The organism is Vibrio sp. 10N.239.312.D08, from assembly GCF_041466145.1.
GTDB classification, from domain to species: Bacteria; Pseudomonadota; Gammaproteobacteria; order Enterobacterales; family Vibrionaceae; genus Vibrio; species Vibrio crassostreae_C.
The window spans coordinates 40,250-63,811 of sequence record NZ_JBFSSD010000020.1 but is presented as its reverse complement, the minus strand read 5'-3'; the positions used below and the strand labels follow the sequence as shown (position 1 = coordinate 63,811).

Sequence of the window (23,562 nt, the reverse complement as noted above, 5' to 3'; positions counted from 1 at the left end):
AGTTTGTTGATTATTTAGAGCCTAAATTTCACTTTAGAAGCCAACCAAAGGAATCTTAGCCGTTGAGGCTTGTGTCATTCAGGCTAAGCAATCAAAGCTCACTGCATCCAATAACTTCGAGCGGTGACGAGTAATTTGTAAATAAACCGTCAGAGATAGAGTGCTGATGGTTTTATTAGTTATTACATGATGTTAGATTTGAACCTATACTTGATTTAACGGCATGCATTCAAAGCCGATAAATCAACTTGAATATAGAATTCATGACATTTGAAGGGAGAGTCAAATGGGAACAGTTTTTCGACGCAAAGCCTCGCAACGCACTCAGTTTTTCAGGTTTAATTTGAAGTCATGTGCAATCATGTTGCCGCTTATTGCTTTACAACCCTCCGTTACTTACGCTTCTGAAACCCAATCAACTCCTGCTGTCACCGTTATTGAAACCACACAACTGGTTGGTTTTGGTGAAGCAAAATATCCAGCCGATTTCACTCACTTCGATTACGTTAATCCTGATGCGCCAAAGCAGGGCAAAGTGACCTATGGCAGCATAGGTACGTACGATAGCTTTAATCGATTCGGTTCCCGCGGCGTTGCTGCAAGTTATACCGGAGAGATTTACGATACCTTGATGTTTTCTCCGAGTGACGAGATTGATGCGTACTATCCATTGATCGCTTCAAAGGTTCGCTACTCCAGTGATTTCACTTGGATGGAAATCGACATCAACCCAAATGCTAAATTCCAAGATGGCGAGCCTATCACTGCGCATGATGTTGCCTTTACTTTTGACAAGTTCTCAACCGAGGGCGTGCCTCAGTATCGTGTGTATTACAAAGAGATTAAGTCAGTAAAAGCGGTCTCTGATTTGGTTGTTCGTATTGAAATGAACAGTCCAAACCGCGAAAAACTGTTTAGCTTCGCGCAAAGCACTCGTGTATTGCCGAAACATTTCTGGAAAGACAGAAAGCTGTCTGAGCCTCTAAGTGAGCCACCAGTCGGTAGTGGTCCTTATAAGATCATCAGCTACAAATCAGGCCAAAGTGTTACCTATGGTCTAGATGAAAACTACTGGGCAGCAGACCTACCAGTTAACGTTGGTCGCAATAACTTCAAGCAGGTGCAATACGATTACTATCGCGATGACACGGTAATGTTGGAAGCGTTCAAAGCAGGGGAGTTCGATCTTCGAACCGAGAATTCGGCTAAGTTCTGGGCTAACTCTTATACGGGCGCGAACTTCGATAAAGGCTACATCATTAAAGAAGAGATCAACCACGAGAAGCCTGAAACGACTCAAGGTTTCGTCTTCAACATTCAATCACCTGTGTTCTCGGATCCTAAAGTGCGTGAAGCGTTAACCTATGCGATGGACTTTGAGTGGATGAACAAGAACATGTTCTATGGTCAGTACAAACGTACTCGCAGCTACTTCCAAAACACAGACTATGAAGCGAAAGGCTTACCAAGCGAAGCGGAAGTCGAGTTGTTGTCTCAATACAAAGATCAGATTCCACCGCGAGTTTTCACCGAAGAATTCCAACCACCCGTCACCGATGGTAGCGGTCGTATTCGTAGCCAAATGCGTACCGCTTTCAAATTGTTGAAAGAAGCGGGTTGGGTGCTGAAAGACAAAGTGATGACCAACGAAAAGACTGGCAAGCCGATGTCATTTGAGTTGTTGATTTACAGCCCAACCACGGAACGTATCGCAACGCCGGTTCAAAAGAACCTTAAGCGCATGGGTATTGAGATGAAGATCCGTACCATCGATACCACTCAATACATCAAGCGCTTGCGTGATCGTGATTTCGACATGGTTTCGTCGTCATTTTCCGCAAACCCTTATCCTAGCCCGAACTTAATGATCGTTTGGAACTCTAACTACATTGATTCTACTTACAATACTGCAGGTGTTATCGATCCAGTGGTTGACGCGTTAACAGAAGAAATTGCGCGTAACCAACAGCACCCTGAAAAGCTTCTTACACTAGGTCGTTCACTAGACCGAGTATTGCAGTGGAATTTCTACAACATCCCGCAATGGCACGTTGGCGAGTATCGCGTAGCAATGTGGGACAAGTTTGAGCGTCCAGATGTATTGCCTAAATACGATTTAGGTATCGATACATGGTGGATTTCAGAAGAGAAGGCGGCTTTGCTTCCTGAAAAACGTCGCTAGGAGTTAGTTAGCATGGCCGCGTATATATTTCGACGTTTATTGTTGGTGATCCCCACGCTGTGGGCGATCATCACCATCAACTTTTTCATCATCCAGATAGCGCCTGGAGGCCCGGTAGAGCAAGCTGTTGCTCAATTAGAAGGGCATAACTCTGGCATTATGGAGCGTTTTTCTGGTGGTGGACAAGAAGTTGATTTAAGTGAAAGTGATCAAGCGTCTGCCAGTGGCTATAAAGGCTCACGCGGGCTTGATCCTGAAGTGGTTGAAGAGATCAAAAAGCAGTTTGGGTTTGATAAACCGATTCACGTTCGCTACTTCGATATGTTGAAAAACTACGCGACCTTTAACTTTGGTGAAAGCCTGTTTAAGGGGGGTAACGTGATTGATTTAATCATCGAGCGTTTACCTGTCTCCATTTCCTTAGGGTTGTGGAGTACGTTAATCATCTATGTGATTTCGATACCCTTAGGCATTATGAAGGCGATACATCACGGCTCTCGCTTTGATATTTGGTCGAGCGCGGTGGTGATTGTCGGCTACGCGGTGCCGGGCTTCTTGTTTGCGATTATTCTGATTATCTTGTTTGCAAGCGGTAACTACTTCAGTTGGTTCCCATTGCGAGGGCTTGTGTCGAGTAACTTCGACCAGCTCAACTGGTATCAGCAAATTGGCGACTACTTCTGGCACTTGGCGTTGCCCATTTTCGCCATGGTTATCGGTGGATTCGCCACGCTCAGCATGCTGACCAAAAACTCCTTCCTTGATGAAATCAATAAGCAATATGTAGTGACTGCGAGAGCGAAAGGCTTGGACGAGAGCAGTATTCTTTATAAGCACGTTTTCCGTAACGCCATGCTGATCATTATTGCGGGTTTCCCAAGCGCATTTATTAGTATTTTCTTCACGGGTTCTATGTTGATTGAAGTGATGTTTTCACTCGAAGGAATTGGTCTGCTTGGCTTTGAATCAACCATTCAACGTGACTATCCCGTGGTGTTCAGCTCTCTCTATATCATGACCTTGCTTGGCTTGGTGCTGAGCATTATCTCCGACCTGACGTATACCTGGGTTGATCCTCGAATTGATTTTGAAGCGCGTTAATGGCGAACGAATAACAAGGTATTGATAATAAATGTTTAACAACCCTTTAGCTGAAGCTCGTTGGTTACGTTTTAAAGCAAACAAGCGTGGTTTTATCTCCCTTTGGATATTTACCATCTTGTTTGGCTTGAGCCTGTTCGCTGAGATCATTGCCAATGATAAACCACTCTTGGTTTCTTATGATAATCAGTGGTTTGTGCCTGTTATCAATGAATATGCCGAGACGGAGTTTGGTGGTGAGTTTGAAACCGAGGCCGACTACAAAGACCCGTATGTTATCGAGCTCATTGAAGACAACGGTTACATCGTGTGGCCAATCATTCCGTTTAGCTACGACACAATAAACTTCGATATTTCAGGTGCGGTGCCATCGGAGCCCGATTCGGTGAACTGGTTAGGGACTGATGATAAGGGGCGAGATGTATTAGCTCGTATCATTTATGGCTTCCGTATTTCCGTTCTATTTGGTTTTATTCTGACCATTGTATCGAGCGTGATTGGTGTCGTGGTTGGCGCAACACAAGGCTACTACGGTGGCTGGGTTGATCTATTCGGACAACGCTTCATTGAAGTCTGGTCTGGTATGCCGACCCTGTTCTTGCTGATTATTTTGTCGAGTTTTATTGAGCCGAATTTCTGGTGGTTGCTCGGGATTATGGTGCTGTTTAGTTGGATGAGTTTAGTCGGCATCGTGCGAGCGGAATTTTTACGCTGCCGAAACTTCGATTATGTGCGAGCCGCGCAAGCCATGGGTGTTGATGACAAACGTATTATGCTTCGTCACATGTTACCTAACGCGATGGTTGCATCGTTAACCATGATGCCGTTTATTCTTTCAGGCTCGGTGACCACACTGACTTCGTTAGACTTCTTGGGCTTTGGTCTTCCTGCGGGTTCGCCTTCGTTAGGCGAGTTGTTGGCGCAAGGTAAAGCTAACTTACAAGCGCCTTGGCTTGGCATTTCTGCCTTCGTCGTGCTTTCACTGATGCTTACGTTACTGGTCTTCGTTGGTGAAGCGGTGCGTGATGCTTTCGACCCGCATCAACAGAAGTAAGGATAGGTTATGACTTCAAATACAACGCCTGCTTCTCCGGTTTTGACCATAGATAAACTGTCTGTCGGTTTCGGGCGAAAAAACTCGATAGAGCAAGTGACACAAGATGTCTCTTTAGAAATATACAACGGTGAGACATTAGCGCTGGTGGGTGAGAGTGGTTCCGGGAAATCGGTCACGGCTAACTCGATTTTAAAGCTGTTACCAAAAGGCTCGTCTCATTACTTAAACGGTAAGATCAATTTCTCTGGCACCGATATTCTGAGTTGTTCTGAAAGACAGCTACGTGGGATTCGTGGTGGTCGCATCGGCATGATCTTTCAAGAGCCCATGGTGTCGCTGAATCCGCTTCATAGAGTCGGAAAACAGCTTGTTGAAACCCTCGCGATTCACCGAGGTATGAGAACCAACAAAGCGCAAGCCTTAGCGATAGAGTGGCTATCCAAGGTGGGGATTCGTTACCCAGAACAAAAGATATCAGCCTATCCGCACGAGCTATCTGGTGGAGAACGCCAACGCGTGATGATCGCAATGGCATTGATCAACGAACCTGAGCTGCTTATCGCTGATGAACCGACAACCGCATTGGATGTATCGGTACAAGCGCAGATCCTCGACCTTCTAAAAGACCTGCAACAAGAGCTCGGTATGGCGATGCTTTTTATCACTCATGACTTAAGTATCGTTCGTAAGATTGCCGACAGAGTAGCGGTAATGAAAGATGGTCGCTTGGTTGAAAGTAACGACTGTCATACCCTGTTTAACGCGCCTGCTCACCCTTACACTCAAAAACTTATTAACTCTGATCCGAAAGGTTTGCCCGTTCCTGTGTCACCCGAAAGCAAACCGCTACTCGATGTAAATCAACTTCGTGTTTGGTTCCCGATCACGGGCGGTTTATTCAAGCGCACCATTTCTCATGTTAAAGCTGTGACCGACATGGAGTTCACTTTGAAGAAAGGGCACTCAATCGGTTTGGTTGGCGAAAGTGGTTCTGGTAAATCGACGACCGGTATGGCGATACTTAAGCTGGTAGATAGTGAAGGGTCAATCACCTACTCGAGTGAACAGCTTCAAGGTTTAGATCGAAAACAGATGCTTCCGTTTAGAAGCCGTATGCAAGTAGTCTTTCAAGACCCGTTTTCTGCGCTAAACCCGAGAATGTCGGTCGCTCAGGTGATTGGCGAAGGTTTGTTAGTGCATCAACAATTGGATGAGCACGAACTCGACCAACGCATCTGTGATGTAATGAAAGAGGTTGACCTCGATCCTGAAACGCGTCACCGTTACCCAAATGAGTTTTCTGGCGGTCAAAGGCAGCGTATTGCGATTGCTCGTGCTTTGATTTTAAAGCCAGAGTTTATCCTGCTCGATGAACCAACATCGTCATTGGACAGAACCGTTCAAGCTCAAGTATTGGATTTGCTGAAGTCACTTCAAGAAAAGTATGGCCTGACCTATTTGTTTATCAGTCATGATCTGAATGTCGTGAAATCCTTGTGTCATTACACCATCGTCATGAAAGCTGGCGAGGTAATAGAGAAGGGCGACACTGAGACTTTGTTTGGTAATCCGCAGCATGAATATACTAAGCAGTTGGTGAGTCTTTCGAATGTTGGTGGTGTTTTATAACGCAGAGGGTTTGTTTAAAACAAATGGGCTCTGGTTGAATTCAACATGGTCATTTCGTTGTTTTAAGATTACACTGCGCCCAATATTTCAGAAGTACATATTTAGGTAGAGGTCACCATGGACCAAGAACATTACGAAGACGCTGATTACGAAGGCCAAGAGCTGGGCGAAGAAGGCGAAGAGATTGAAATTGAAGCAATTGGTATTGATGTTTCATCACAGCCAATCGAGCTCTACAAAGTGTTTAAAATTGCTAACCTAGTGAGTGGTGGCGGTGAAGCTAAGCACATCATCTCTGAAGGCTACGTAGCGGTAAATGGTGAGCTAGAAACCCGTAAGCGTCGTAAAATGTACGATGGCGACTTCTTTGAATTCAACCAAGAATACTATGTAGTGGTGTGTGATCAGCCAGTACAAGAAGAATCAGAAAAGCCGAAAAAGAAAGAAACGCCTAAAAAAGAGAACAAGGCGAAGAAAGGTCAGTCTAAAAAGGATTCTAAGAAGAAGGAATCTAAGAAAAGCAAAGCAGAAATGCTAAGCGCAAAGGCTGAACCAAAGAAAGAGAAAAAAGAGAAGAAACCGAAAAAGAAAGCGGATACGCCAAAGCCAACACGTGATGACAAAAGCGGCCGTAATTCGATTGAGTTCTTTTAAACTACAGTTCTAAACGACTGCTCTAAACTGCTTTTCTAAAACGAATCTTTTAAAACTATTCGTTTGAACATCAAGCAACGTTAGACCTAGGTTTTACGTTACGCAGATATCAAAAGGCTCACTAGTTAGTGAGCCTTTTTTGTATTTGTTTGCTAGCACAGCTAACGGCCAATAACGCTTATTCTCAGTGTCTTGTGTGAGAAGAAGTTAGCTCTGATGCACGTAACTGAGCAACGGCTTTCGCTAGTTCTAGCTGAGCTTGTGCAAAGTTAATGTCTATGTTGCCCTTGTTGATGTTCTCTAGAGCGGCATATTTCGCTTCTTCTGCGCGAGCGCGGTCAATGTCTTTACCATGCAAGGCCGTGTCGGCTAATAACGTAACCACATCCGGCTGAACTTCCAGCATCCCACCAGAGACATACAGCACTTGGCCTTCTGATTTAGGGTCTGTAACAAACACGGTTACGCCCGGTTTGATCTTACTGAGAAGCGGGGAGTGACCGGGGCGGATCCCCAGTTCACCGTCAGCGCCAGAAACGGCTAGGGCATACGCTGGACCTGAAAACAGCGTACCTTCCGCACTTACAATATTAAGTTGAAATGTATTATCTGTAATTCCGATAGCCATGGTGCACCTACCTCTTAGAGTGATTTTGCTTTGTTAAGCACTTCGTCGATAGAGCCACAGTACAAGAATGCTTGTTCTGGGATATCGTCATATTCACCGCTTAACAGACCTTTAAAGCCTCTTAGTGTTTCGCTTAGCGGTACAAAGACACCTTTCTGACCAGTAAACACTTCGGCTACGTGGTAAGGCTGCGTTAAGAAACGTTCAATCTTACGAGCGCGAGATACGGTCTGTTTGTCTTCAGTAGACAGCTCATCCATACCAAGAATCGCGATGATGTCTTTTAGCTCTTTGTAGCGTTGCAGCGTTGTTTGTACTTTTTGTGCAATGTCGTAGTGCTCTTGGCCTACGATCAGCGGATCTAACTGACGTGACGTTGAATCTAACGGGTCAATCGCAGGGTATAGACCCAGTGCCGCGATGTTACGAGACAGTACAACGGTCGCATCTAAGTGAGCAAAGGTTGTTGCTGGCGATGGGTCAGTCAAGTCATCCGCAGGTACGTATACTGCTTGGATAGAGGTGATAGAGCCTTGTTTTGTTGACGTGATACGCTCTTGAAGTACGCCCATCTCTTCAGCCAGTGTTGGTTGGTAACCTACTGCTGAAGGCATACGACCTAGCAGAGCTGATACTTCTGTTCCCGCAAGCGTGTAACGGTAAATGTTATCAATGAACAACAGTACGTCACGACCTTCATCACGGAAGCGCTCAGCCATAGTTAGGCCTGTAAGTGCTACACGTAGACGGTTTCCCGGTGGCTCGTTCATTTGACCGTAAACCATGGCTACTTTGTCTAGTACACCTGCTTCTTTCATCTCGTAGTAGAAGTCGTTACCTTCACGAGTACGCTCACCTACACCGGTAAATACAGAAAGACCTGAGTGGGCTTTGGCGATGTTGTTGATAAGCTCCATCATGTTGACGGTTTTACCTACACCAGCACCACCGAACAGACCAATTTTACCACCCTTAGCGAATGGACAGATAAGGTCGATAACCTTAACGCCTGTTTCTAGAAGCTCAGTGCTGTTTGCTTGTTCTTCATAAGAAGGGGCTTCACGGTGAATCTCGTAGTTTTCTTTCTGACCGATTTCACCACACTCATCGATAGGTTGACCAAGCACGTTCATGATACGGCCTAGCGTTTCTTCGCCGACAGGAACCGTGATTGGAGAGCCTGTGTTTTCAACCGTTAGGCCACGACGTAAGCCATCTGACGTACCCATTGCAATACAACGAACGATATTGCTACCCAGTTGTTGTTGTACTTCCAATACTAACGAGCTTGCTTCGTCGCTAGTCACTTTCAATGCATCATAAACGCGTGGGCTGTTGCCGCCGCTGAACTCGACGTCAACCACCGCGCCGATTACTTTAACTATTTTTCCAACACTCATTCTTAAATCCTCAAATTCTGTTCTTGACCCAGTCTTTTCTAGCCCTAGACAGCTTGGGCACCTGAGACTATTTCACTCAGCTCTTGGGTAATGGCAGCCTGACGCGCCTTGTTGTAGACCAACTGCAAGTCATCAATGAGTTGGCCTGCGTTATCAGTCGCCGCTTTCATAGCGACCATTCGGGCTGCTTGCTCACAGGCAATGCTCTCAACAATGCCTTGATACACTTGCGATTCGATGTATCGATGTAACAGTTCTGAGAGTATGTCTTTGGGTGCTTGCTCATAGATGTAGTCCCAACGACGCGCTTTTTTAGGCTCACCACCTTCCTCAGAATCCGAAGGGTGGGGGAGCAACTGCAAGGTCGTTGGCGCTTGAACCATGGTGTTGACGAACTGGTTGTAAACGAGATACAAGCTATCGATTTTACCTTCGTCGTAATGCCCGAGCATCGCATTCACCGTACCTAAGATGTCTTCTAACTTAGGTGTATCGCCAAGACCTGACGTTTGTGCAATAACGTTGCCGCCGCGTTGGAAGAACGAGATAGCCTTAGATCCCACTAAGGTTGTTTCTACCTCGACTCCCTTGGTGCGCCATTGCTCCATTTCTTCTAACACTTTCTTGAACAAGTTTGAGTTCAAGCCACCACACAAGCCGCGATCGGACGAGATAATGATGTAAGCGACACGCTTAGGTTCACGCTGTTGCAGGTAAGGGTGCTGGTACTCCAGGGAACCCGATGCAACATGAGAGATAACTTTTCGCATGTTCTCGGCGTAGGGGCGAGTTAGCGTCATGTTGTCTTGAACCTTGCGCATCTTACTTGCTGCAACCATTTCCATTGCGCTAGTGATTTTCTGAGTGTTACTAACACTGGCTATCTTGGTGCGAATTTCTTTAGTACTTGCCATAATCTGCTCCTATTTGTTTTGATTTCCAGCTAACAAACCGGAGCACTTACCAAGCTTTCATCCCAACAAAACCTTCTAGGATCTCTTTAAGAGCACCGTCGATTTCGTCATTGTAATCGCCTGTCGCGTTGATTTTTTCGAACAACGCAGGGTTCTGACCTTTGGCATAAGCAATCAGCTCTTCTTCAAAACGGGCAATGTTGTTTAGCTCAACACCGACCAAGTAGCCTTTCTCTGCTGCGTAGATAACCGTTGCTTGCTCAGCGACTGACATTGGAGAGTATTGTTTTTGCTTCATTAATTCGGTAACACGCTCACCATGGTCTAGCTGTTTGCGCGTCATCTCATCTAAGTCAGAAGAGAACTGAGCAAAGGCCGCCAGCTCGCGATATTGAGCTAATGAAGTACGGATACCACCAGACAGTTTCTTGATGATCTTGCATTGCGCCGCACCACCCACACGAGATACCGAGATACCTGGGTCTACTGCAGGACGTAAGCCTGAGTTAAACAATTGGGTTTGAAGGAAAACCTGACCATCGGTGATTGAGATTACGTTGGTTGGTACAAACGCTGATACGTCACCCGCTTGAGTTTCAATGATCGGAAGCGCCGTTAATGAGCCAGTTTGACCTTTCACTTCACCGTTAGTGAACTTCTCTACATACTCTGCATTCACTCGTGCTGCACGTTCTAGTAGGCGTGAGTGAAGGTAGAATACGTCGCCAGGGAAGGCTTCACGACCCGGTGGGCGTTTCAATAGCAATGAGATTTGACGGTAAGCAACGGCTTGTTTTGATAGGTCATCATAGATGATCAGCGCATCTTCACCGCGGTCACGGAAGTATTCACCCATGGTGCAACCCGCATAAGGGGCTAGGTATTGAAGCGCTGCAGACTCTGATGCTGACGCCACAACGACGATGGTGTTTTTAAGCGCATCGTGGTCTTCGAGTTTACGAACCACGTTAGCGATAGTGGAGGCTTTTTGGCCAATCGCCACATACACACATTTGATGCCAGAATCTTTCTGATTGATGATCGCATCGATAGCTAACGCTGTTTTACCCGTCTGACGGTCACCAATGATAAGCTCACGTTGACCACGACCGATTGGCACCATGGTATCAACCGCTTTATAACCAGTTTGAATAGGTTGATCAACAGACTTACGTTCGATTACACCGGGTGCAATCACTTCTACAGGGTCGAGTCGGTCACAACTTACTGGGCCTTTGCCATCGATTGGCTCGCCTAATGTGTTCACAACACGGCCAAGAAGACCGTTACCGACGGGGACTTCCAAGATACGACCTGTACCTTTCACTTTCATACCTTCAGATAGGTCAGTGTAGGGGCCCATAACCACCGCACCTACTGAGTGCGTATCGAGGTTAAGTGCGAGTGCGTATTTGCCACCTGGTAGCTCAATCATCTCGCCTTGCATAACATCAGCAAGGCCATTGATTGTGATGATGCCATCACGAACCGATACGATAGTGCCTTCATTGCGAGCCTCGGTGCTCACATTAAATTTCGAGATGCGTTCTTTGATTAGATCGCTGATTTCATTTGAATTTAATTGCATAATTGTTACCTATCTCGCGTGAAGTTGATGAGCCAATCGGTCAATTGATGTGTTTAAAGAACCATCGATAACGGTTTCACCCGCTTTGATGACCATTCCACCCACTAACGTGTCATCAATAACCTGCTTCATTTCAACCTGACGCTCTAATTTCTTCTCAAGTGCAGCTGTTAGTGACGTAACTTGATCCTGTGTCAGCATTTCTGAACTGGTGACAGTGACAGGCACTACACGTTCATGTTCGTCCTTTAGCTCGCAGTACAATTCAAACAGGTCTCTTACAACAGAAAGGCGGCCGTTCTCGGCCAAGACTCGAATAAGATTAATGACGTGGTCATCAACGAGTCCTTGGCAAATATGAATGATGAGGTTTGCCAGCTCTTCTGTTTGGTGTGTAGAAGCACCTTCTGCTGAAGAAATCTGACTAGCGATCGTTTCTTCTTCCGCGACAGCCACAAGAATGGACAGCATTGAGTGCCACTCTTGTAACTGGTTTTCACCTAAAGCAAATTCAAACGATGCTTTGGCGTAGGGATGAGCAATATTGGTGTAATCTGACATATTGCCTCTCCTTAGAGTTCGCTAATCATTTGGTCAACTAGCGCTCGGTTCGTTGCGGAATCTAGGTTTTTGCTAATCAGTTTCTGTGCACTTTGAATTACTGCGTCTGCCATATCTGCCTGAAGTTCACGGCGTATCTTTTGGCGTTCGCCTTCTAGCTCAGCTCTACCTTGTTCTAAGATGCGTGCCTTTTCTTGCTCGGCTTCTTGTTGCGCTAAGCTGATGATTTCATTGCGGCGTTTTCGGCCCTGTTCAACCAGTTCAGTCACATCTTTTCTTGCATCTTCGATGAGTTGCGCGCCATTTGATTTTGCTAGTTCTAGCTCTTTCGCAGCGTTCTCTGAGTGGCGTAAACCATCAGCGATTTCTTTTTGGCGCTCGTCTAACATCGCGGTGAGAGGGGGCCATACATATTTCATGCAGAGCCAAACAAAAATCACGAATGAGATTGCTTGTCCAAACATGCTTGCATTTAAGTTCATACCTTCCTCACTAAATCTTGATTATTTACAAATCGATCTTTCAAAGCGGTTTGATTAAGCCACGGCGAAGATGATGTATAGACCGATACCAACACCGATCATCGGTACTGCATCCACAAGACCCATCATGATGAAGAATTGAGTACGAAGCATTGGAGTAAGGTCTGGTTGACGCGCAACACCTTCAAGGTATTTACCTGCTAAGTTACCAATACCAGATGCTGCACCTGCTGCACCTAAACCGATCAGTAATGCACCTGCTACATATAAAACTGCGCTTACGATATCCATTTGTATCTCCGATAAATAATTTGTTAGTTAAATTTTTTAGTTATTAATTAGTGGTGTTCTTCTGTTGCCATACCTAAATAAACAACGGTCAGTACCATAAATATAAATGCTTGCAAGAATACGATTAATATGTGGAATAGTGCCCAAGGAACACTCAGTGCCCATTGCATCCACCATGGCATTAATGCGATCAGAATAAATATCATCTCACCTGCATACATGTTTCCAAATAATCGTAAGCCTAGTGATATAGGTTTTGAAATTAATGTTATTAATTCAAGAACTAAGTTAACAGGGTATAAAAGAGGGTTATCAAATGGCTGCGTAGTAAGCTCTTTGATAAAGCCTTTCAATCCTTTATTTTTAAATGTATAAGTCAACAGTAAGATAAATACACCGAGTGCCATCGACATTGGTATATTTACGTCCGCCGTTGGTAGATCTCTAAAGTGTTCTAGACCCATTGCACGACTTAATGCTGGTATGAAATCTATTGGTAATAAATCGACCGCGTTCATTAACAACACCCAAACAAAAGTGGTTAATGCCAGTGGCCCTATTAATTTATCCTCCGCTTGAAAAATCTCTTTTACTAGGTTGTTTACAAAATCAAATATCAGTTCGATAAAACATTGAAATCGACCTGGAACACCGCTGGTGCCTTTGGTCACTACGTATCGAAACGCTCCAATAAACAGTAAACCCGTAATCCAAGATACCAACATCGAGTCGATGTTGAACGCCCAGAAACCATCACCTGTAGTTAAGAAGGTTAAGTGATGCTCTATGTATTCGTGAGCGGTAGTTACTTGATCCATACTACACGTACTCCGATCTTGTAGAGGCAGTAATAAATGGTGTTAAGAAGTACCCAACCATAGTGAGAATATATGCGTACAATATTACTGGGTTATCCAATTTGAAAAACTGGAACGCCAAGATAAACATTAAGAACGTATAAGTTATTTTCACGACACGACTCATTTGCATTAAGTCACGTAAACTATAATTAGGATTCTTGTGCACCTTTAGGCTTGCATATATAAAACCAAACAGCGGAGGTAGCATCGCAATAACGATACCCAAAGCCGACGATTCCATATCTACTTTATTACCAAAAAACACTTCATATAAAACTACACCGACGGCTAATACTACTTGGCAGAGAACAACTCTTTTAGCAGCAACAAGAATGTCACCACTTATCCCATTAAGCCTCATAATAAAACCTTATATTTAACAGTGTAAGCTCATATAAAACACAGTTTGAATATGTCTTGCTACTCGCATTTACTTGTTAATAAAACTTTGCTTGTTAACAAAGAGATAATCTTGCTGGTTTTATATCTCCTGACGAAATAGAACGATATAAACTAATTCGCTCTCGTTTCGACAAAATATAAACTACGCCTAAAATTATGTGATCAAAACGACAAATATCGACATCAATAATTCCATTTTTGAAATGGGTGTTTTCCATTTATGAAAGTAATAATTCTGTCACTATAATCATGAATATTTCAGATGATTTACTGATAACTTCAAGTATTGATAACTGCTCGAATAAATCAGGGTCAAGCCAAGTGTGTTGACGGCAATCAATTTATATTTTTCAGGCACTTAAATTAACTTTTCATCAGAGTTAGAGTCGGACTCTAGATGTGTTAATTCATCACTATTTGGTTATTTATAGCGAGCAGCGTGCGTTTATTAACGCGGGAATATATATTTTTTATCTATTACTCATGAAGCGTGGAAAAACTGTGTCACATCAATGGTTATCCGCATTTTTGTTACTCATCGAGGTATTTATGGCCGGTTATATTGGAAGGTGAGAAGAAGAATTGAGAGTGTTAAAGCCGTTTTTATGAAGTTCAAACTCCACTTAAGAGCTTGTTGATAGTGGTTGATGCGGCCAGATAAAGCGTATTTTAAAGCAACAAATGGCAGTGCAGCACTGCCATTTGCTAAACCTTGTTTATGAAGCTTCATAGCTCAGATATTGAATACACAAGTCATGAAAAGCTTGCGCTTGGGGTGAGATAGTACGGTCAGACAGTCGGAATATTCCAATTTGTCTCTGTAACGGCGGGTCGATCAAAGGAATCCACACTAAACGCGTTTCATTGGTTGGAAAAGCAAGCTTAGGCAGCGTGGTTACCCCAATGCCTAATTCCAATACAGAAAACAGAGAAGTAATGTTTTCTACGGAATATAGGGCTTGTTCGCTGAGCATACGTGCAGGTGTTGGATCGAGTAGGGTGCAAGTACCGTTACGAATGAAGGGCTGTTTTAACAGAGTTTGCCATTCGATCCCTTCAGGTTGAGCGGCGATAGGGTTGTCCTTTAAGCAGACCACACCGATAGGATCGGAAAGAAGTGGGGTGAAGTCGATACTCTCTTCTTCTAAATGGGAGCTGTTTCCGAGGGCGACATCTACTTCTCCAGAGAGTAATCGTGCTTCTACACCTGCCGCATTATCATCAATCAAACTCACTTCTACATTCGGGTATTGCTCACAAAACGCCCCTAACACGCTAGGGATCAATTTGGCTGCCACCGAAGGCACGCTCGCTATTCGAACTCTTCCTTGTTGCCCAGCCGCCGCTGCACGTAAGTCGTTGTCTAATGCTTTGTAAACATTCAAGAATTGAATGATTTTCGGTAGACATATTTCACCAAAAGGTGTAAGCGTAGATTTGTTGCCTGTTTCAAACAGTGGCTGACCAAGTATTTTCTCAAGCTCTTTTATTGAAGTAGACAGTGCCGCTTGAGATCGATTTGCTCGGTGAGAGGCGGCACGAAATCCACCTTCTTCGACCACTAAAACAAAATGTTTTAACTGTTGTAGCTTAATACTCATGACTCCGATCCTTCTCTAGCCCTTGCTATACCTTACTTTTTGAAAGGTGATAGATTTTATTTATCAAATGCACAAAATTTACCGTTAGATTTATCAGGCGTCAAGGTGCAGTATTTAACCATCTTGAAACATAGTTGTTACAAAGTTGGATGGAATCGTGAACGCACAAACTAAAAAACACCCAGTAAAAACCTCTCTTTTTGCTTCAAAAGCACCACTAGAGTGGGCAATCGTTAATAACGGCACTCTATACACTGCGCAGATTCCAATCGATGAAACGGGCGCAGTAGTAGAAGGCGGTATTGAAGCGCAAACGCGTCAGACTTTTAACAACCTTGTTCATACCTTGGAGTGTGCAGGCGAATCGATGGATTCTGTGCTGCAGGTTCTGATTTACGTGACTGACCGTGAATACCTGAAAACGGTAAACAGCGTATACGGAGAATACTTCAACGCACCTTATCCAAATCGTGCAGCAGTCGTTGTTGCAGGGCTAGCTAGAGAAGAGATGTTGGTTGAGTTCGTGGTTTATGCATCGGCGTCTCAACCTGAATAAATGGACTGTGAACTGAGGCAATTTGCCAATCAAAGCTGTTTGTCTACGCAGATCTTTACTAATACAAGCGAATAGTTTTACGTCTAGATACAAAATTAATACTTATTCTCTATATGAATTAACAATTTATTAATTAATCCGATGGTTGCCAGACTCAACCGCAACCTAACGTTACAAGGACAGAATGATGACTCACTTACAGAATGTTCAAGCAGAAAACGCACTTTACATTGGCGGCGAATGGCAAGCGGGTGTAAGCACCGTAGCGAACATTAACCCATCAGATATTTCTGAAAATATTGGCAACTTTGCACAAGCAAGTGCTGAACAAGTTCAACAAGCGATTTCAGCGGCGAAACACGCTCAACCAGAGTGGGAAAAAACGCCGATTGAACGCAAGCAAGCGGTGCTTCAAGCGATTGGTGATGAGCTGATTGCCCGTTGTGATGAGCTGGGCACTTTGCTATCTCGTGAAGAAGGTAAGCCTTTTGCTGAAGGTCGCGGTGAGATTTACCGTGCAGGTCAGTTCTTCCAATACTTTGCGGCTGAAGTGCTTCGCCAAATTGGTGACAACGCAGATTCTGTACGCCCGGGTGTTTCTGTTGAAGTGACTCGCGAAGCGGTGGGCGTTATCGGCATTATCTCTCCTTGGAACTTCCCGACAGCAACAGCAGCTTGGAAAATTGCTCCAGCATTGGCTTTCGGTAACAGCGTTATTTGGAAACCAGCAAACCTAACACCAGCAAGTGCGGTCGCGCTTACAGAGATCATCCACCGCCAAGGTATCCCTGCAGGTACGTTTAACCTTGTACTGGGTAGCGGTTCAACAGTAGGTGATGCACTGATCAACTCTAAAGAAGTGAACGGTGTGAGCTTTACCGGTTCTGTTGATACGGGTCGTAAAGTGGCAGCGGCTACAGCGCCAAACTTCGTTCGATGCCAACTAGAAATGGGCAGTAAGAACGCACTTGTTATTGCTGACGATGCTGATATCCAAACTGCGGTTGATGCAACGATTGCAGGTTCTTTCTCTGGCGCAGGCCAAAAATGTACCGCGTCTTCTCGCCTTGTGGTTATGGATAGCATTCACGACCAATACGTTGAAGCACTGATTAAACGTATGAGCGAGCTGAAAGTGGGTCACGCACTGGAAGAGGGTGTGTTCATGGGCCCTGTCGTTGATGGCAACCAACTTGAAGCAAACCTAGGTTGGGTTGAGAGAGCACGTCAAAGCGGCGGTGAGCTGGCATTTGGTGGCGAACGCTTGAGTATGAAGCACGAAGGTTTCTACATGTCTCCAACGCTGTTCTTGAACACTAAGAACGATTGGGAAGTGAACCAAGAAGAAGTGTTCGCACCAATGGCAAGTGTGATTCGTGTCGCTGACCTAGAAGAAGCGATTGCGACAACCAACGACACTCGCTTCGGTCTAACAGGCGGCATCATTACTCAGAGCCTACGTACTAGCGCAATGTTCAAGCAACAAGCGCAGACCGGTTGTGTGATGGTCAACCTACCAACAGCAGGCACGGATTACCACGTACCGTTTGGTGGTCGTAAAGAGTCTAGCTTCGGTCCTCGTGAGCAAGGTCAATACGCGAAAGAGTTCTACACAGTGGTTAAGACGGCTTACCAACGTCCTTACTAATCCACTTTCTAAATAAGAATTGGATAGCTGAATTAACTTCCTAGCTATCCAGCTATCGAATTGGCCTGATTCACAGAGTCAGGCCAACATTCAAACCAAAGCAGCAAACGAACTTAGACAAGTGATTTAACCCATTTTTGAAAACATGTTATTTGAGCGTGTTTTCAAAACCGAGCTAGAACACTGAGCTTTCAATAGGAGTGGTTATGTACCAGCAACGGATTGTTATAGATGGATTGCAATACTGCAATTGGAACAGAGAATATTTCCAAACACTAAAGGCGAGCGGCATTACAGCAGTTCACGCTACCGCGGTTTACCACGAGACGGCTCGTGAAACCTTATCTCGCTTTGCAGAATGGAATTTAAGATTCGAGCAGAACGCAGACCTTATCATGCCGATTCACTCAATGGCTGATGTCGAGACTGCAAAAGCGACTGGCAAAGTCGGCATTTTCCTTGGTGCTCAAAACTGTTCTCCAATCGACGATGAGATCGGTCTTATCGAAGTGATGCGTAAGCAAGGTCTTTTGATCATGCAACTGACGTACAACAACCAGAGCTTATTGGCGACGGGTTGCTACGAGAAGAACGACACAGGTATTACTCGCTTTGGTAAACAAGCCATCGAAGAGATGAACCGAGTGGGCATGATCATAGATATGTCTCACAGTGCAGAGCGCTCAACACTTGAAGCTATCGACTTGTCTTCTCGTCCTATTTGTATCAGCCATGCGAACCCGACGTTTGCTCATGATGCACTACGAAATAAATCAAACGATGTAATTAAAGCTCTAACCGCACGCGGCGGCTTAATCGGATTCAGCTTGTACCCATTCCACCTACCAAACGGCAGCCAATGTACCTTGGAAGATTTCTGCCAGATGGTTGCGACTACGGCTGACATGGTCGGCGTAGAGCACCTCGGTATTGGCAGTGACCTATGCTTAAACCAACCTCAAGCCGTTCTTGAATGGATGAGAAATGGTCGTTGGTCTAAAGCAATGGACTACGGCGAAGGCTCTGCGAACAACTCAGGTTGGCCAGATGCGTTGCCTTGGTTCTGTGGTAGTGCGGGTATGGAAAACATATATAACGGATTGATGCGTCATGGTTTCAGCGAGTCTGAAGCTGGGCAAGTCTTGGGAGAAAACTGGTTTAACTTCTTGAAAGATGGCTTAGAGCCTCAAACCAAGGGTTAACGGTTTCTCGCGAGCCATCATCGAATTAGCAGCCTTCTAACAAACGTTCAATAAGCAAGTGCTGCTTAAACCAATTTCACTATTCAAAAGGAACAACGGTCTATTTCGCAACGCGGTAACCCAAACATGGATTAGCCTGCCCAACACAAAAAACAATAGGGCAGGTGTTAAATACACCCTTGTAGTCATCATTCAAATGACAGCTGCAAAGAAACCTCTGGAGTCAGAGTATGTCTGATTTAACCAATAGCGTGAAATCTTCAAGCTTAAATGCGGGTCAAGCACACACAACAATTAATGCAAAAAGCAACACAAACGAGTCTGAGTCTACGTCAGACAAATTAGGCCTATCCAACCCAGCACTTTGGTACAGCGGCGGTTTTATCGCTCTGTTCGTGGCACTTGCTCTATTTGATGGCGAGCTGTTATCAAGCCTAGTAAATACGGGCTTTGCATGGTCTGTAAAAGTATTCGGTCCTTACTGGCAAATGCTTCTTCTTCTGACTTTTCTTATTGGTCTTGGCCTGGCGGCAGGGCGAACAGGCAAGGTTATCCTAGGCGGCATCGCTAAACCTGAAATGGACGGCTTCCGTTGGATGGCGATCATCTTCTGTACGCTACTGGCAGGTGGCGGTGTATTTTGGGCAGCAGCAGAGCCTATCGCTCACTACGTTAGCCCACCACCATTGTACGGCGCACAAGAAAACGCACAGCAAGGCGCGGTGAATGCTTTATCGCAATCCTTCATGCACTGGGGTTTTCTAGCATGGGCTATTGTCGGTAGCTTAACGTCTATTGTGGTGATGCACCTTCACTACGACAAAGGCTTACCGCTTAAACCTCGTATTTTGCTTTACCCAGTTTTAGGCGAGCGAGCATTGAAAGGTCACACCGGCGCATTGATTGATGCATGTTGTATTGTCGCAGTAGCGGCGGGCACCATTGGTCCTATCGGCTTCTTAGGCTTGCAAGTGAGCTACGCACTGAACGCACTGTTTGATATTCCTGATGGCTTCACGACGCAGCTTATCATCATCCTGTTCGCTATCGTTCTATACACATTGTCGGCATTAAGTGGTCTTAACCGCGGAATGCAAATGCTAAGCCGTTACAACGTAATTTTAGCAATGTCATTGATGGTCTACATTCTGATCTTCGGCCCAACAAACTTCATTTTCAATGGCTACATCCAAGGTGTAGGCAGCATGATAGACAACTTCATCCCAATGGCAACATACCGTGGTGACGAAGGTTGGTTGAGCTGGTGGACAGTATTCTTCTGGGGTTGGTTCTTAGGTTACGGCCCAATGATGGCAATCTTCATCGCACGTATTTCACGCGGTCGTAGTATTCGCCAATTGGTATCAACCATTAGCTTGATTGCACCGTTTGTTACTTGCTTCTGGTTCACGATTGTTGGCGGCTCTGGTCTTGCGTTCGAAATTGCAGACCCAGGCAGTGTAAGTAAAGCGTTTGAAGGCTTTAACTTACCAGGTGCGTTACTGGCGGTAACTCAGCAGCTACCAATGCCAATGCTTATCTCAATTCTGTTCTTGATCTTAACCACGATCTTCATCGTAACGACCGGTGACTCAATGACTTACACCATCAGTGTGGTGATCAGTGGTGAGACAGAACCGAATGCAATTATTCGTACCTTCTGGGGTGTGATGATGGGGGTAACAGCGTTAATTCTGATTTCCCTAGGCTCTGGCGGTATTTCAGCGCTGCAATCCTTCATTGTTATCACCGCGGTACCGGTGTCCTTAATCTTGTTGCCATCACTTTGGAATGCGCCTCAAATCGCAATCAAGATGGCAAAAGAGCAAGGTTTTTAGAGAGCAGGGTTATTAAACAAAAGGGCTCTGTAAAACAAGAACGAATCAGCCTTTGAAAGAAGGCTGATGCAAGATTCCGAAAGGAAGATAAAAACCGTACTGGTGAAGATACATCGGGCGGCACGTATTTAGGTCAATCGATCTAGTCAGGACAAATAATAAGGGGTGAGCTCGCTTGCCTCGATAATATCAATAACGATTAAAAACGTGAAAGCTAACCAACATACTGTCGCTATATATGCTTCAAAAGACAGCAACGATCGGTTCTGAATGGCTAGCAAAATCCTATAACTATAAGGTGGTGAGCAAAATGGATGCACATCGTTCTACCTACACTGAATCAGCACTACGTGACGCGACTGTCGTCATGGCACCGGAAAGGCTAGGTGCAATGCACCAAACACGTATCAGCTTCGTTAGAACTCTGATTCGTAAAATGGCGCAGCAAGAATGGAAAGTGACCAAACATGAATGGCAATTAGACGCTCGAGGTTTTGGTCATGTTATCTATAAGCTAGAGACGCCAAATCATGTTTATCATTTGGTTGTTTTCTGCGATGAGATTGCAGACGACGAACGAAATGACCGTGTAATTGCTGAAAAGTGGGACGTAACGTTTGCTCTGGTTCTTGGTGATGTTGATGTCACCCTACTTGAGAGACTTCGTGCGAATGTACCGCTACAAGAAGCAGGCCGTAACCCTAACAATGTGCTTGTTTTAGCGCGTGCCAACAAAAGTGTACGAGTGTTTGAACATATTGTTAGTCACTTGGCTAAAGGTGTTCAACCAACGCCAAAAGAGCTAGCGGAAGTTGGCTACATCCTACGAACCACAGCGGTTTATGGTAATGGTAAGTTTGGTATTGCTGACTTTAAAATCTTGGAAAAGAATCCAGATTTTAATCAATCGTTCAGTGCTCAAATGTGTGCTGTTTATATGCTGCGTGAGTTCAGCCTAGATTGGGTTCATTACCTAGCGGAGCAACAAGGCGGTGAACAAGCGATTACCTTGCATAGAGGATTACAGCGTTACCTTGGTGTTGGTAATGCGACTGGTTTAGGCATGGCGCCATATCTGATTAACCACCCAAGTATTGTCGATCAATGGATGACAACCCGTGAGCATGCATTAGCTGACGTGTTAGCTAATCACACGGATACGGCATTGATTGAGCCCCTACGTACATTAGTTAAAAAAGCGATTTGTCATTTAGAACAAGTTGTTACCATCAATGAAAATCAGCAAGAGTTGAACAAAACCGCTGTTGATGAGTTGAAACACGCAGAACAGTCACTAGAAGCTTCTGTAAACCATTGCGATACATGGGCGCAGTTAGTTGAACAATCTAAGCACATGAGTATGGAAGCCCAAGAAATCCTTATCTCATGCTTGATGGAATTGTACCCAGAATTAGTGGACGCCCATCAAGAGCAAATGAATTGTAGCGAAACACTCTCGCTTCCTAGTGGCAAAAAGATCCAAGACCTATTGGTTGTGTTAGAAGAAAAGTATCGTTGGGCGATCACGACTGACTTTACGAAAGCAGAAAATAACTACTGGTTCTGGTATCGCTCTCAGGACAAAGAAGAGCCAAGGCTCGGTGTTCGAGGCGAGGAACTCGGCGAAGAGCGCGAACTGCCGTTGGATATCGGCCGTCAAGCTTACCGTCTGTACCATGCTTTATTGCAATTCGCGCCAGAGCTTTCATTGGCTGAATTCCTTGTTAAACAACCGCAGCATCGTGCCATTGCGCGCCGTGTGTGGACGTTAGGTAACAAGGCGATGGGCGACATTCAAATGAACGTGCTGCACCAAGACTCGCCACCAATGCATTTGCTGCGTTGTAAGCTAGCGATGTTTGGAGCGACTAAGTTTGATCCTCGCTCAGACCGTTGGGTACGAGTGACGTTTTTCCAAGGTGCACCGTTGCTTGATGAAATTCATCAGGACGAATGGGTGTTCCCAATCTTACCAAGTGAAGCGGAGATCGCTGACTCAAATAAAGTTCCTACACATATCAACGCTCAACATGGAGGTAAATCGTTATGATCGTTTCTCACAATGAACTGGTAGCGGCCGTTAATAAAGCCTTTCTGGGTATGCGTCGTACATGTGGTGAAGCCGATGTGATAGCGAACATGGTGGCAGATTTACAAATGGTTGGTTTGGATGGTGTTCGTCATTTTAACAATGCGAGCAACTTTATGGGGCTAGAAGACGATTGCCCTGTAGACATCCAAGTGACAAGCGACAACACAGTTGAAGTGGACCTGCACAAGGCGAGCTTAGCGTGTCATCTTCCTGTGGTGATGGATTACGCCATTGAAAAAATGGTCGGTAAAAAGACGCTGAAAATCGAGCTAAACAACTGCCATAACCGTTGGTTAGCGTACAGTGAGCTTGTAAAACTGGCAGCGAAAGGCATCGCATGTACCGCACGTTGGGATAATGGCTCAAATCCTAAGAGCACCTTGTATGTGCTTAACCGTGGTTGCGTTGCACCAGAACTGTTTTTATCAGATTTGCCTCTGGCATCGGACGATCATATCCACAATATGACCATCGAGCTTTCCGTCCAGGATTTCGATATCGAACGTTTGTCAGATGGCTACCAAACACACATTGAATCGGAAGCGCTTTTTAAAACTCAAGAGAAGGCGTGGAACGAGGGCATTGAAGTTGACGATGGAGAGTGGGGCGCGTTGAAAGAAACGGCGACGGCTATCCTTGTTGAAAACAGCCAACGTTCAATTCAAGGTGCAGGAGAGTTAGTCGCCTCATAGTTGATTGAACTTACCGCAACAGAAACATCAGATAACACCAAAAGAGCTTAACGTATCCTCACCTCGTTAAGCTCTTTTTATTTTCCTGTTTCTCTATTTACTCATCCCTTGATAAAGCCTCAAAAACGCGCCGTTTTGACACAGGTTATAACGATACGAACACTCCTTGAGCAATCAAATGAAG

21 protein-coding genes are annotated in these 23,562 nt (G+C 45.0%); 11 read left to right on the top strand and 10 right to left on the bottom strand.

Annotation, left to right across the window (positions count from 1 at the left end; all coding sequences use genetic code 11):
- The first annotated feature begins 286 nt into the window (after positions 1–286).
- The 5 genes from AB6D58_RS12625 (at position 287) to AB6D58_RS12605 (ending at position 6,623) form a co-directional block, all read left to right on the top strand.
- On the top strand, positions 287–2,182 hold the full coding sequence (locus AB6D58_RS12625; RefSeq protein ID WP_017068488.1) for an extracellular solute-binding protein: 1,896 nt from the start codon (positions 287–289) through the stop codon (positions 2,180–2,182).
- Between the two features lie 12 nt (positions 2,183–2,194).
- Entirely contained in the window at positions 2,195–3,283 is a 1,089-nt protein-coding gene (locus tag AB6D58_RS12620; protein WP_004730359.1) for a microcin C ABC transporter permease YejB, read from the top strand.
- Positions 3,284–3,314: 31 nt separating this feature from the next.
- Entirely contained in the window at positions 3,315–4,337 is a 1,023-nt protein-coding gene (locus AB6D58_RS12615; protein ID WP_017060847.1) for an ABC transporter permease, read from the top strand.
- Positions 4,338–4,346: 9 nt separating this feature from the next.
- Entirely contained in the window at positions 4,347–5,969 is a 1,623-nt protein-coding gene (yejF, locus tag AB6D58_RS12610; protein ID WP_372157421.1) for a microcin C ABC transporter ATP-binding protein YejF, read from the top strand.
- Between the two features lie 117 nt (positions 5,970–6,086).
- Positions 6,087–6,623, top strand: coding sequence for an RNA-binding S4 domain-containing protein (locus AB6D58_RS12605; protein ID WP_017064730.1), 537 nt, complete (start codon positions 6,087–6,089; stop codon positions 6,621–6,623).
- A 184-nt stretch (positions 6,624–6,807) separates the two neighbouring features.
- Here AB6D58_RS12605 and AB6D58_RS12600 read toward each other — a convergent pair whose 3' ends face one another.
- The 10 genes from AB6D58_RS12600 to AB6D58_RS12555 all read right to left on the bottom strand — a co-directional run bounded on the left by AB6D58_RS12600 (position 6,808) and on the right by AB6D58_RS12555 (position 15,350).
- Positions 6,808–7,251 carry a F0F1 ATP synthase subunit epsilon gene (locus AB6D58_RS12600; protein ID WP_017060844.1) on the bottom strand — a complete coding sequence of 148 codons (444 nt, stop codon included), beginning with the start codon at positions 7,249–7,251 and terminating at the stop codon, positions 6,808–6,810.
- A gap of 14 nt (positions 7,252–7,265) precedes the next feature.
- Positions 7,266–8,651 (bottom strand): F0F1 ATP synthase subunit beta, encoded by a 1,386-nt coding sequence (gene atpD / locus AB6D58_RS12595; RefSeq protein ID WP_017060843.1) that lies wholly within the window; start codon positions 8,649–8,651, stop codon positions 7,266–7,268.
- A 44-nt stretch (positions 8,652–8,695) separates the two neighbouring features.
- Positions 8,696–9,565 (bottom strand): F0F1 ATP synthase subunit gamma, encoded by an 870-nt coding sequence (gene atpG, locus AB6D58_RS12590; RefSeq protein WP_017064727.1) that lies wholly within the window; start codon positions 9,563–9,565, stop codon positions 8,696–8,698.
- A 46-nt stretch (positions 9,566–9,611) separates the two neighbouring features.
- Entirely contained in the window at positions 9,612–11,153 is a 1,542-nt protein-coding gene (gene atpA / locus AB6D58_RS12585) for a F0F1 ATP synthase subunit alpha (RefSeq protein WP_017060841.1), read from the bottom strand.
- Between the two features lie 9 nt (positions 11,154–11,162).
- Positions 11,163–11,714: a F0F1 ATP synthase subunit delta gene (locus tag AB6D58_RS12580; protein WP_017060840.1), complete on the bottom strand. Its 552-nt coding sequence runs from the start codon at positions 11,712–11,714 to the stop codon at positions 11,163–11,165.
- Positions 11,715–11,725: 11 nt separating this feature from the next.
- Entirely contained in the window at positions 11,726–12,196 is a 471-nt protein-coding gene (locus tag AB6D58_RS12575) for a F0F1 ATP synthase subunit B (protein ID WP_017060839.1), read from the bottom strand.
- A gap of 54 nt (positions 12,197–12,250) precedes the next feature.
- Positions 12,251–12,487, bottom strand: coding sequence for a F0F1 ATP synthase subunit C (atpE, locus tag AB6D58_RS12570; protein WP_004730405.1), 237 nt, complete (start codon positions 12,485–12,487; stop codon positions 12,251–12,253).
- A 47-nt stretch (positions 12,488–12,534) separates the two neighbouring features.
- Complete coding sequence (atpB, locus tag AB6D58_RS12565) at positions 12,535–13,305, bottom strand: F0F1 ATP synthase subunit A (protein WP_017060838.1); 771 nt, start codon at positions 13,303–13,305, stop codon at positions 12,535–12,537.
- 1 nt (position 13,306) lies between these two features.
- Entirely contained in the window at positions 13,307–13,708 is a 402-nt protein-coding gene (locus tag AB6D58_RS12560; protein WP_372073222.1) for an ATP synthase subunit I, read from the bottom strand.
- Between the two features lie 757 nt (positions 13,709–14,465).
- On the bottom strand, positions 14,466–15,350 hold the full coding sequence (locus AB6D58_RS12555; RefSeq protein WP_372157419.1) for a LysR substrate-binding domain-containing protein: 885 nt from the start codon (positions 15,348–15,350) through the stop codon (positions 14,466–14,468).
- Between the two features lie 157 nt (positions 15,351–15,507).
- Between AB6D58_RS12555 and AB6D58_RS12550 the strand changes: the two genes are divergently transcribed.
- The 6 genes from AB6D58_RS12550 to AB6D58_RS12525 all read left to right on the top strand — a co-directional run bounded on the left by AB6D58_RS12550 (position 15,508) and on the right by AB6D58_RS12525 (position 23,378).
- Entirely contained in the window at positions 15,508–15,906 is a 399-nt protein-coding gene (locus AB6D58_RS12550) for a RidA family protein (protein ID WP_017060835.1), read from the top strand.
- Positions 15,907–16,093: 187 nt separating this feature from the next.
- Positions 16,094–17,554, top strand: coding sequence for an aldehyde dehydrogenase family protein (locus AB6D58_RS12545; RefSeq protein ID WP_372157436.1), 1,461 nt, complete (start codon positions 16,094–16,096; stop codon positions 17,552–17,554).
- A gap of 206 nt (positions 17,555–17,760) precedes the next feature.
- Positions 17,761–18,756 (top strand): membrane dipeptidase, encoded by a 996-nt coding sequence (locus tag AB6D58_RS12540; protein WP_017060833.1) that lies wholly within the window; start codon positions 17,761–17,763, stop codon positions 18,754–18,756.
- Between the two features lie 230 nt (positions 18,757–18,986).
- Positions 18,987–20,594, top strand: a complete 1,608-nt coding sequence (locus tag AB6D58_RS12535) for a BCCT family transporter (RefSeq protein ID WP_372157417.1) — start codon at positions 18,987–18,989, stop codon at positions 20,592–20,594.
- Between the two features lie 238 nt (positions 20,595–20,832).
- Entirely contained in the window at positions 20,833–22,644 is a 1,812-nt protein-coding gene (locus tag AB6D58_RS12530) for a hypothetical protein (protein WP_372157415.1), read from the top strand.
- Entirely contained in the window at positions 22,641–23,378 is a 738-nt protein-coding gene (locus tag AB6D58_RS12525; RefSeq protein WP_372157413.1) for a DUF3726 domain-containing protein, read from the top strand. Before AB6D58_RS12530 ends, AB6D58_RS12525 begins: the two co-directional genes overlap by 4 nt.
- Positions 23,379–23,562 lie beyond the last annotated feature (184 nt).

Coding starts and splice junctions, on each gene's coding strand:
- AB6D58_RS12540 (WP_017060833.1), top strand. CDS start 17,761: ATGTACCAGCAACGGATTGTTATAGATGGATTGCAATACTGCAATTGG.
- AB6D58_RS12625 (WP_017068488.1), top strand. CDS start 287: ATGGGAACAGTTTTTCGACGCAAAGCCTCGCAACGCACTCAGTTTTTC.
- AB6D58_RS12535 (WP_372157417.1), top strand. CDS start 18,987: ATGTCTGATTTAACCAATAGCGTGAAATCTTCAAGCTTAAATGCGGGT.
- atpB (WP_017060838.1), bottom strand. CDS start 13,305: ATGGATCAAGTAACTACCGCTCACGAATACATAGAGCATCACTTAACC.
- AB6D58_RS12560 (WP_372073222.1), bottom strand. CDS start 13,708: ATGAGGCTTAATGGGATAAGTGGTGACATTCTTGTTGCTGCTAAAAGA.
- AB6D58_RS12575 (WP_017060839.1), bottom strand. CDS start 12,196: ATGAACTTAAATGCAAGCATGTTTGGACAAGCAATCTCATTCGTGATT.
- yejF (WP_372157421.1), top strand. CDS start 4,347: ATGACTTCAAATACAACGCCTGCTTCTCCGGTTTTGACCATAGATAAA.
- AB6D58_RS12530 (WP_372157415.1), top strand. CDS start 20,833: ATGCTTCAAAAGACAGCAACGATCGGTTCTGAATGGCTAGCAAAATCC.
- AB6D58_RS12605 (WP_017064730.1), top strand. CDS start 6,087: ATGGACCAAGAACATTACGAAGACGCTGATTACGAAGGCCAAGAGCTG.
- AB6D58_RS12545 (WP_372157436.1), top strand. CDS start 16,094: ATGACTCACTTACAGAATGTTCAAGCAGAAAACGCACTTTACATTGGC.
- atpA (WP_017060841.1), bottom strand. CDS start 11,153: ATGCAATTAAATTCAAATGAAATCAGCGATCTAATCAAAGAACGCATC.
- atpE (WP_004730405.1), bottom strand. CDS start 12,487: ATGGATATCGTAAGCGCAGTTTTATATGTAGCAGGTGCATTACTGATC.
- AB6D58_RS12580 (WP_017060840.1), bottom strand. CDS start 11,714: ATGTCAGATTACACCAATATTGCTCATCCCTACGCCAAAGCATCGTTT.
- atpD (WP_017060843.1), bottom strand. CDS start 8,651: ATGAGTGTTGGAAAAATAGTTAAAGTAATCGGCGCGGTGGTTGACGTC.
- atpG (WP_017064727.1), bottom strand. CDS start 9,565: ATGGCAAGTACTAAAGAAATTCGCACCAAGATAGCCAGTGTTAGTAAC.
- AB6D58_RS12615 (WP_017060847.1), top strand. CDS start 3,315: ATGTTTAACAACCCTTTAGCTGAAGCTCGTTGGTTACGTTTTAAAGCA.
- AB6D58_RS12620 (WP_004730359.1), top strand. CDS start 2,195: ATGGCCGCGTATATATTTCGACGTTTATTGTTGGTGATCCCCACGCTG.
- AB6D58_RS12555 (WP_372157419.1), bottom strand. CDS start 15,350: ATGAGTATTAAGCTACAACAGTTAAAACATTTTGTTTTAGTGGTCGAA.
- AB6D58_RS12600 (WP_017060844.1), bottom strand. CDS start 7,251: ATGGCTATCGGAATTACAGATAATACATTTCAACTTAATATTGTAAGT.
- AB6D58_RS12525 (WP_372157413.1), top strand. CDS start 22,641: ATGATCGTTTCTCACAATGAACTGGTAGCGGCCGTTAATAAAGCCTTT.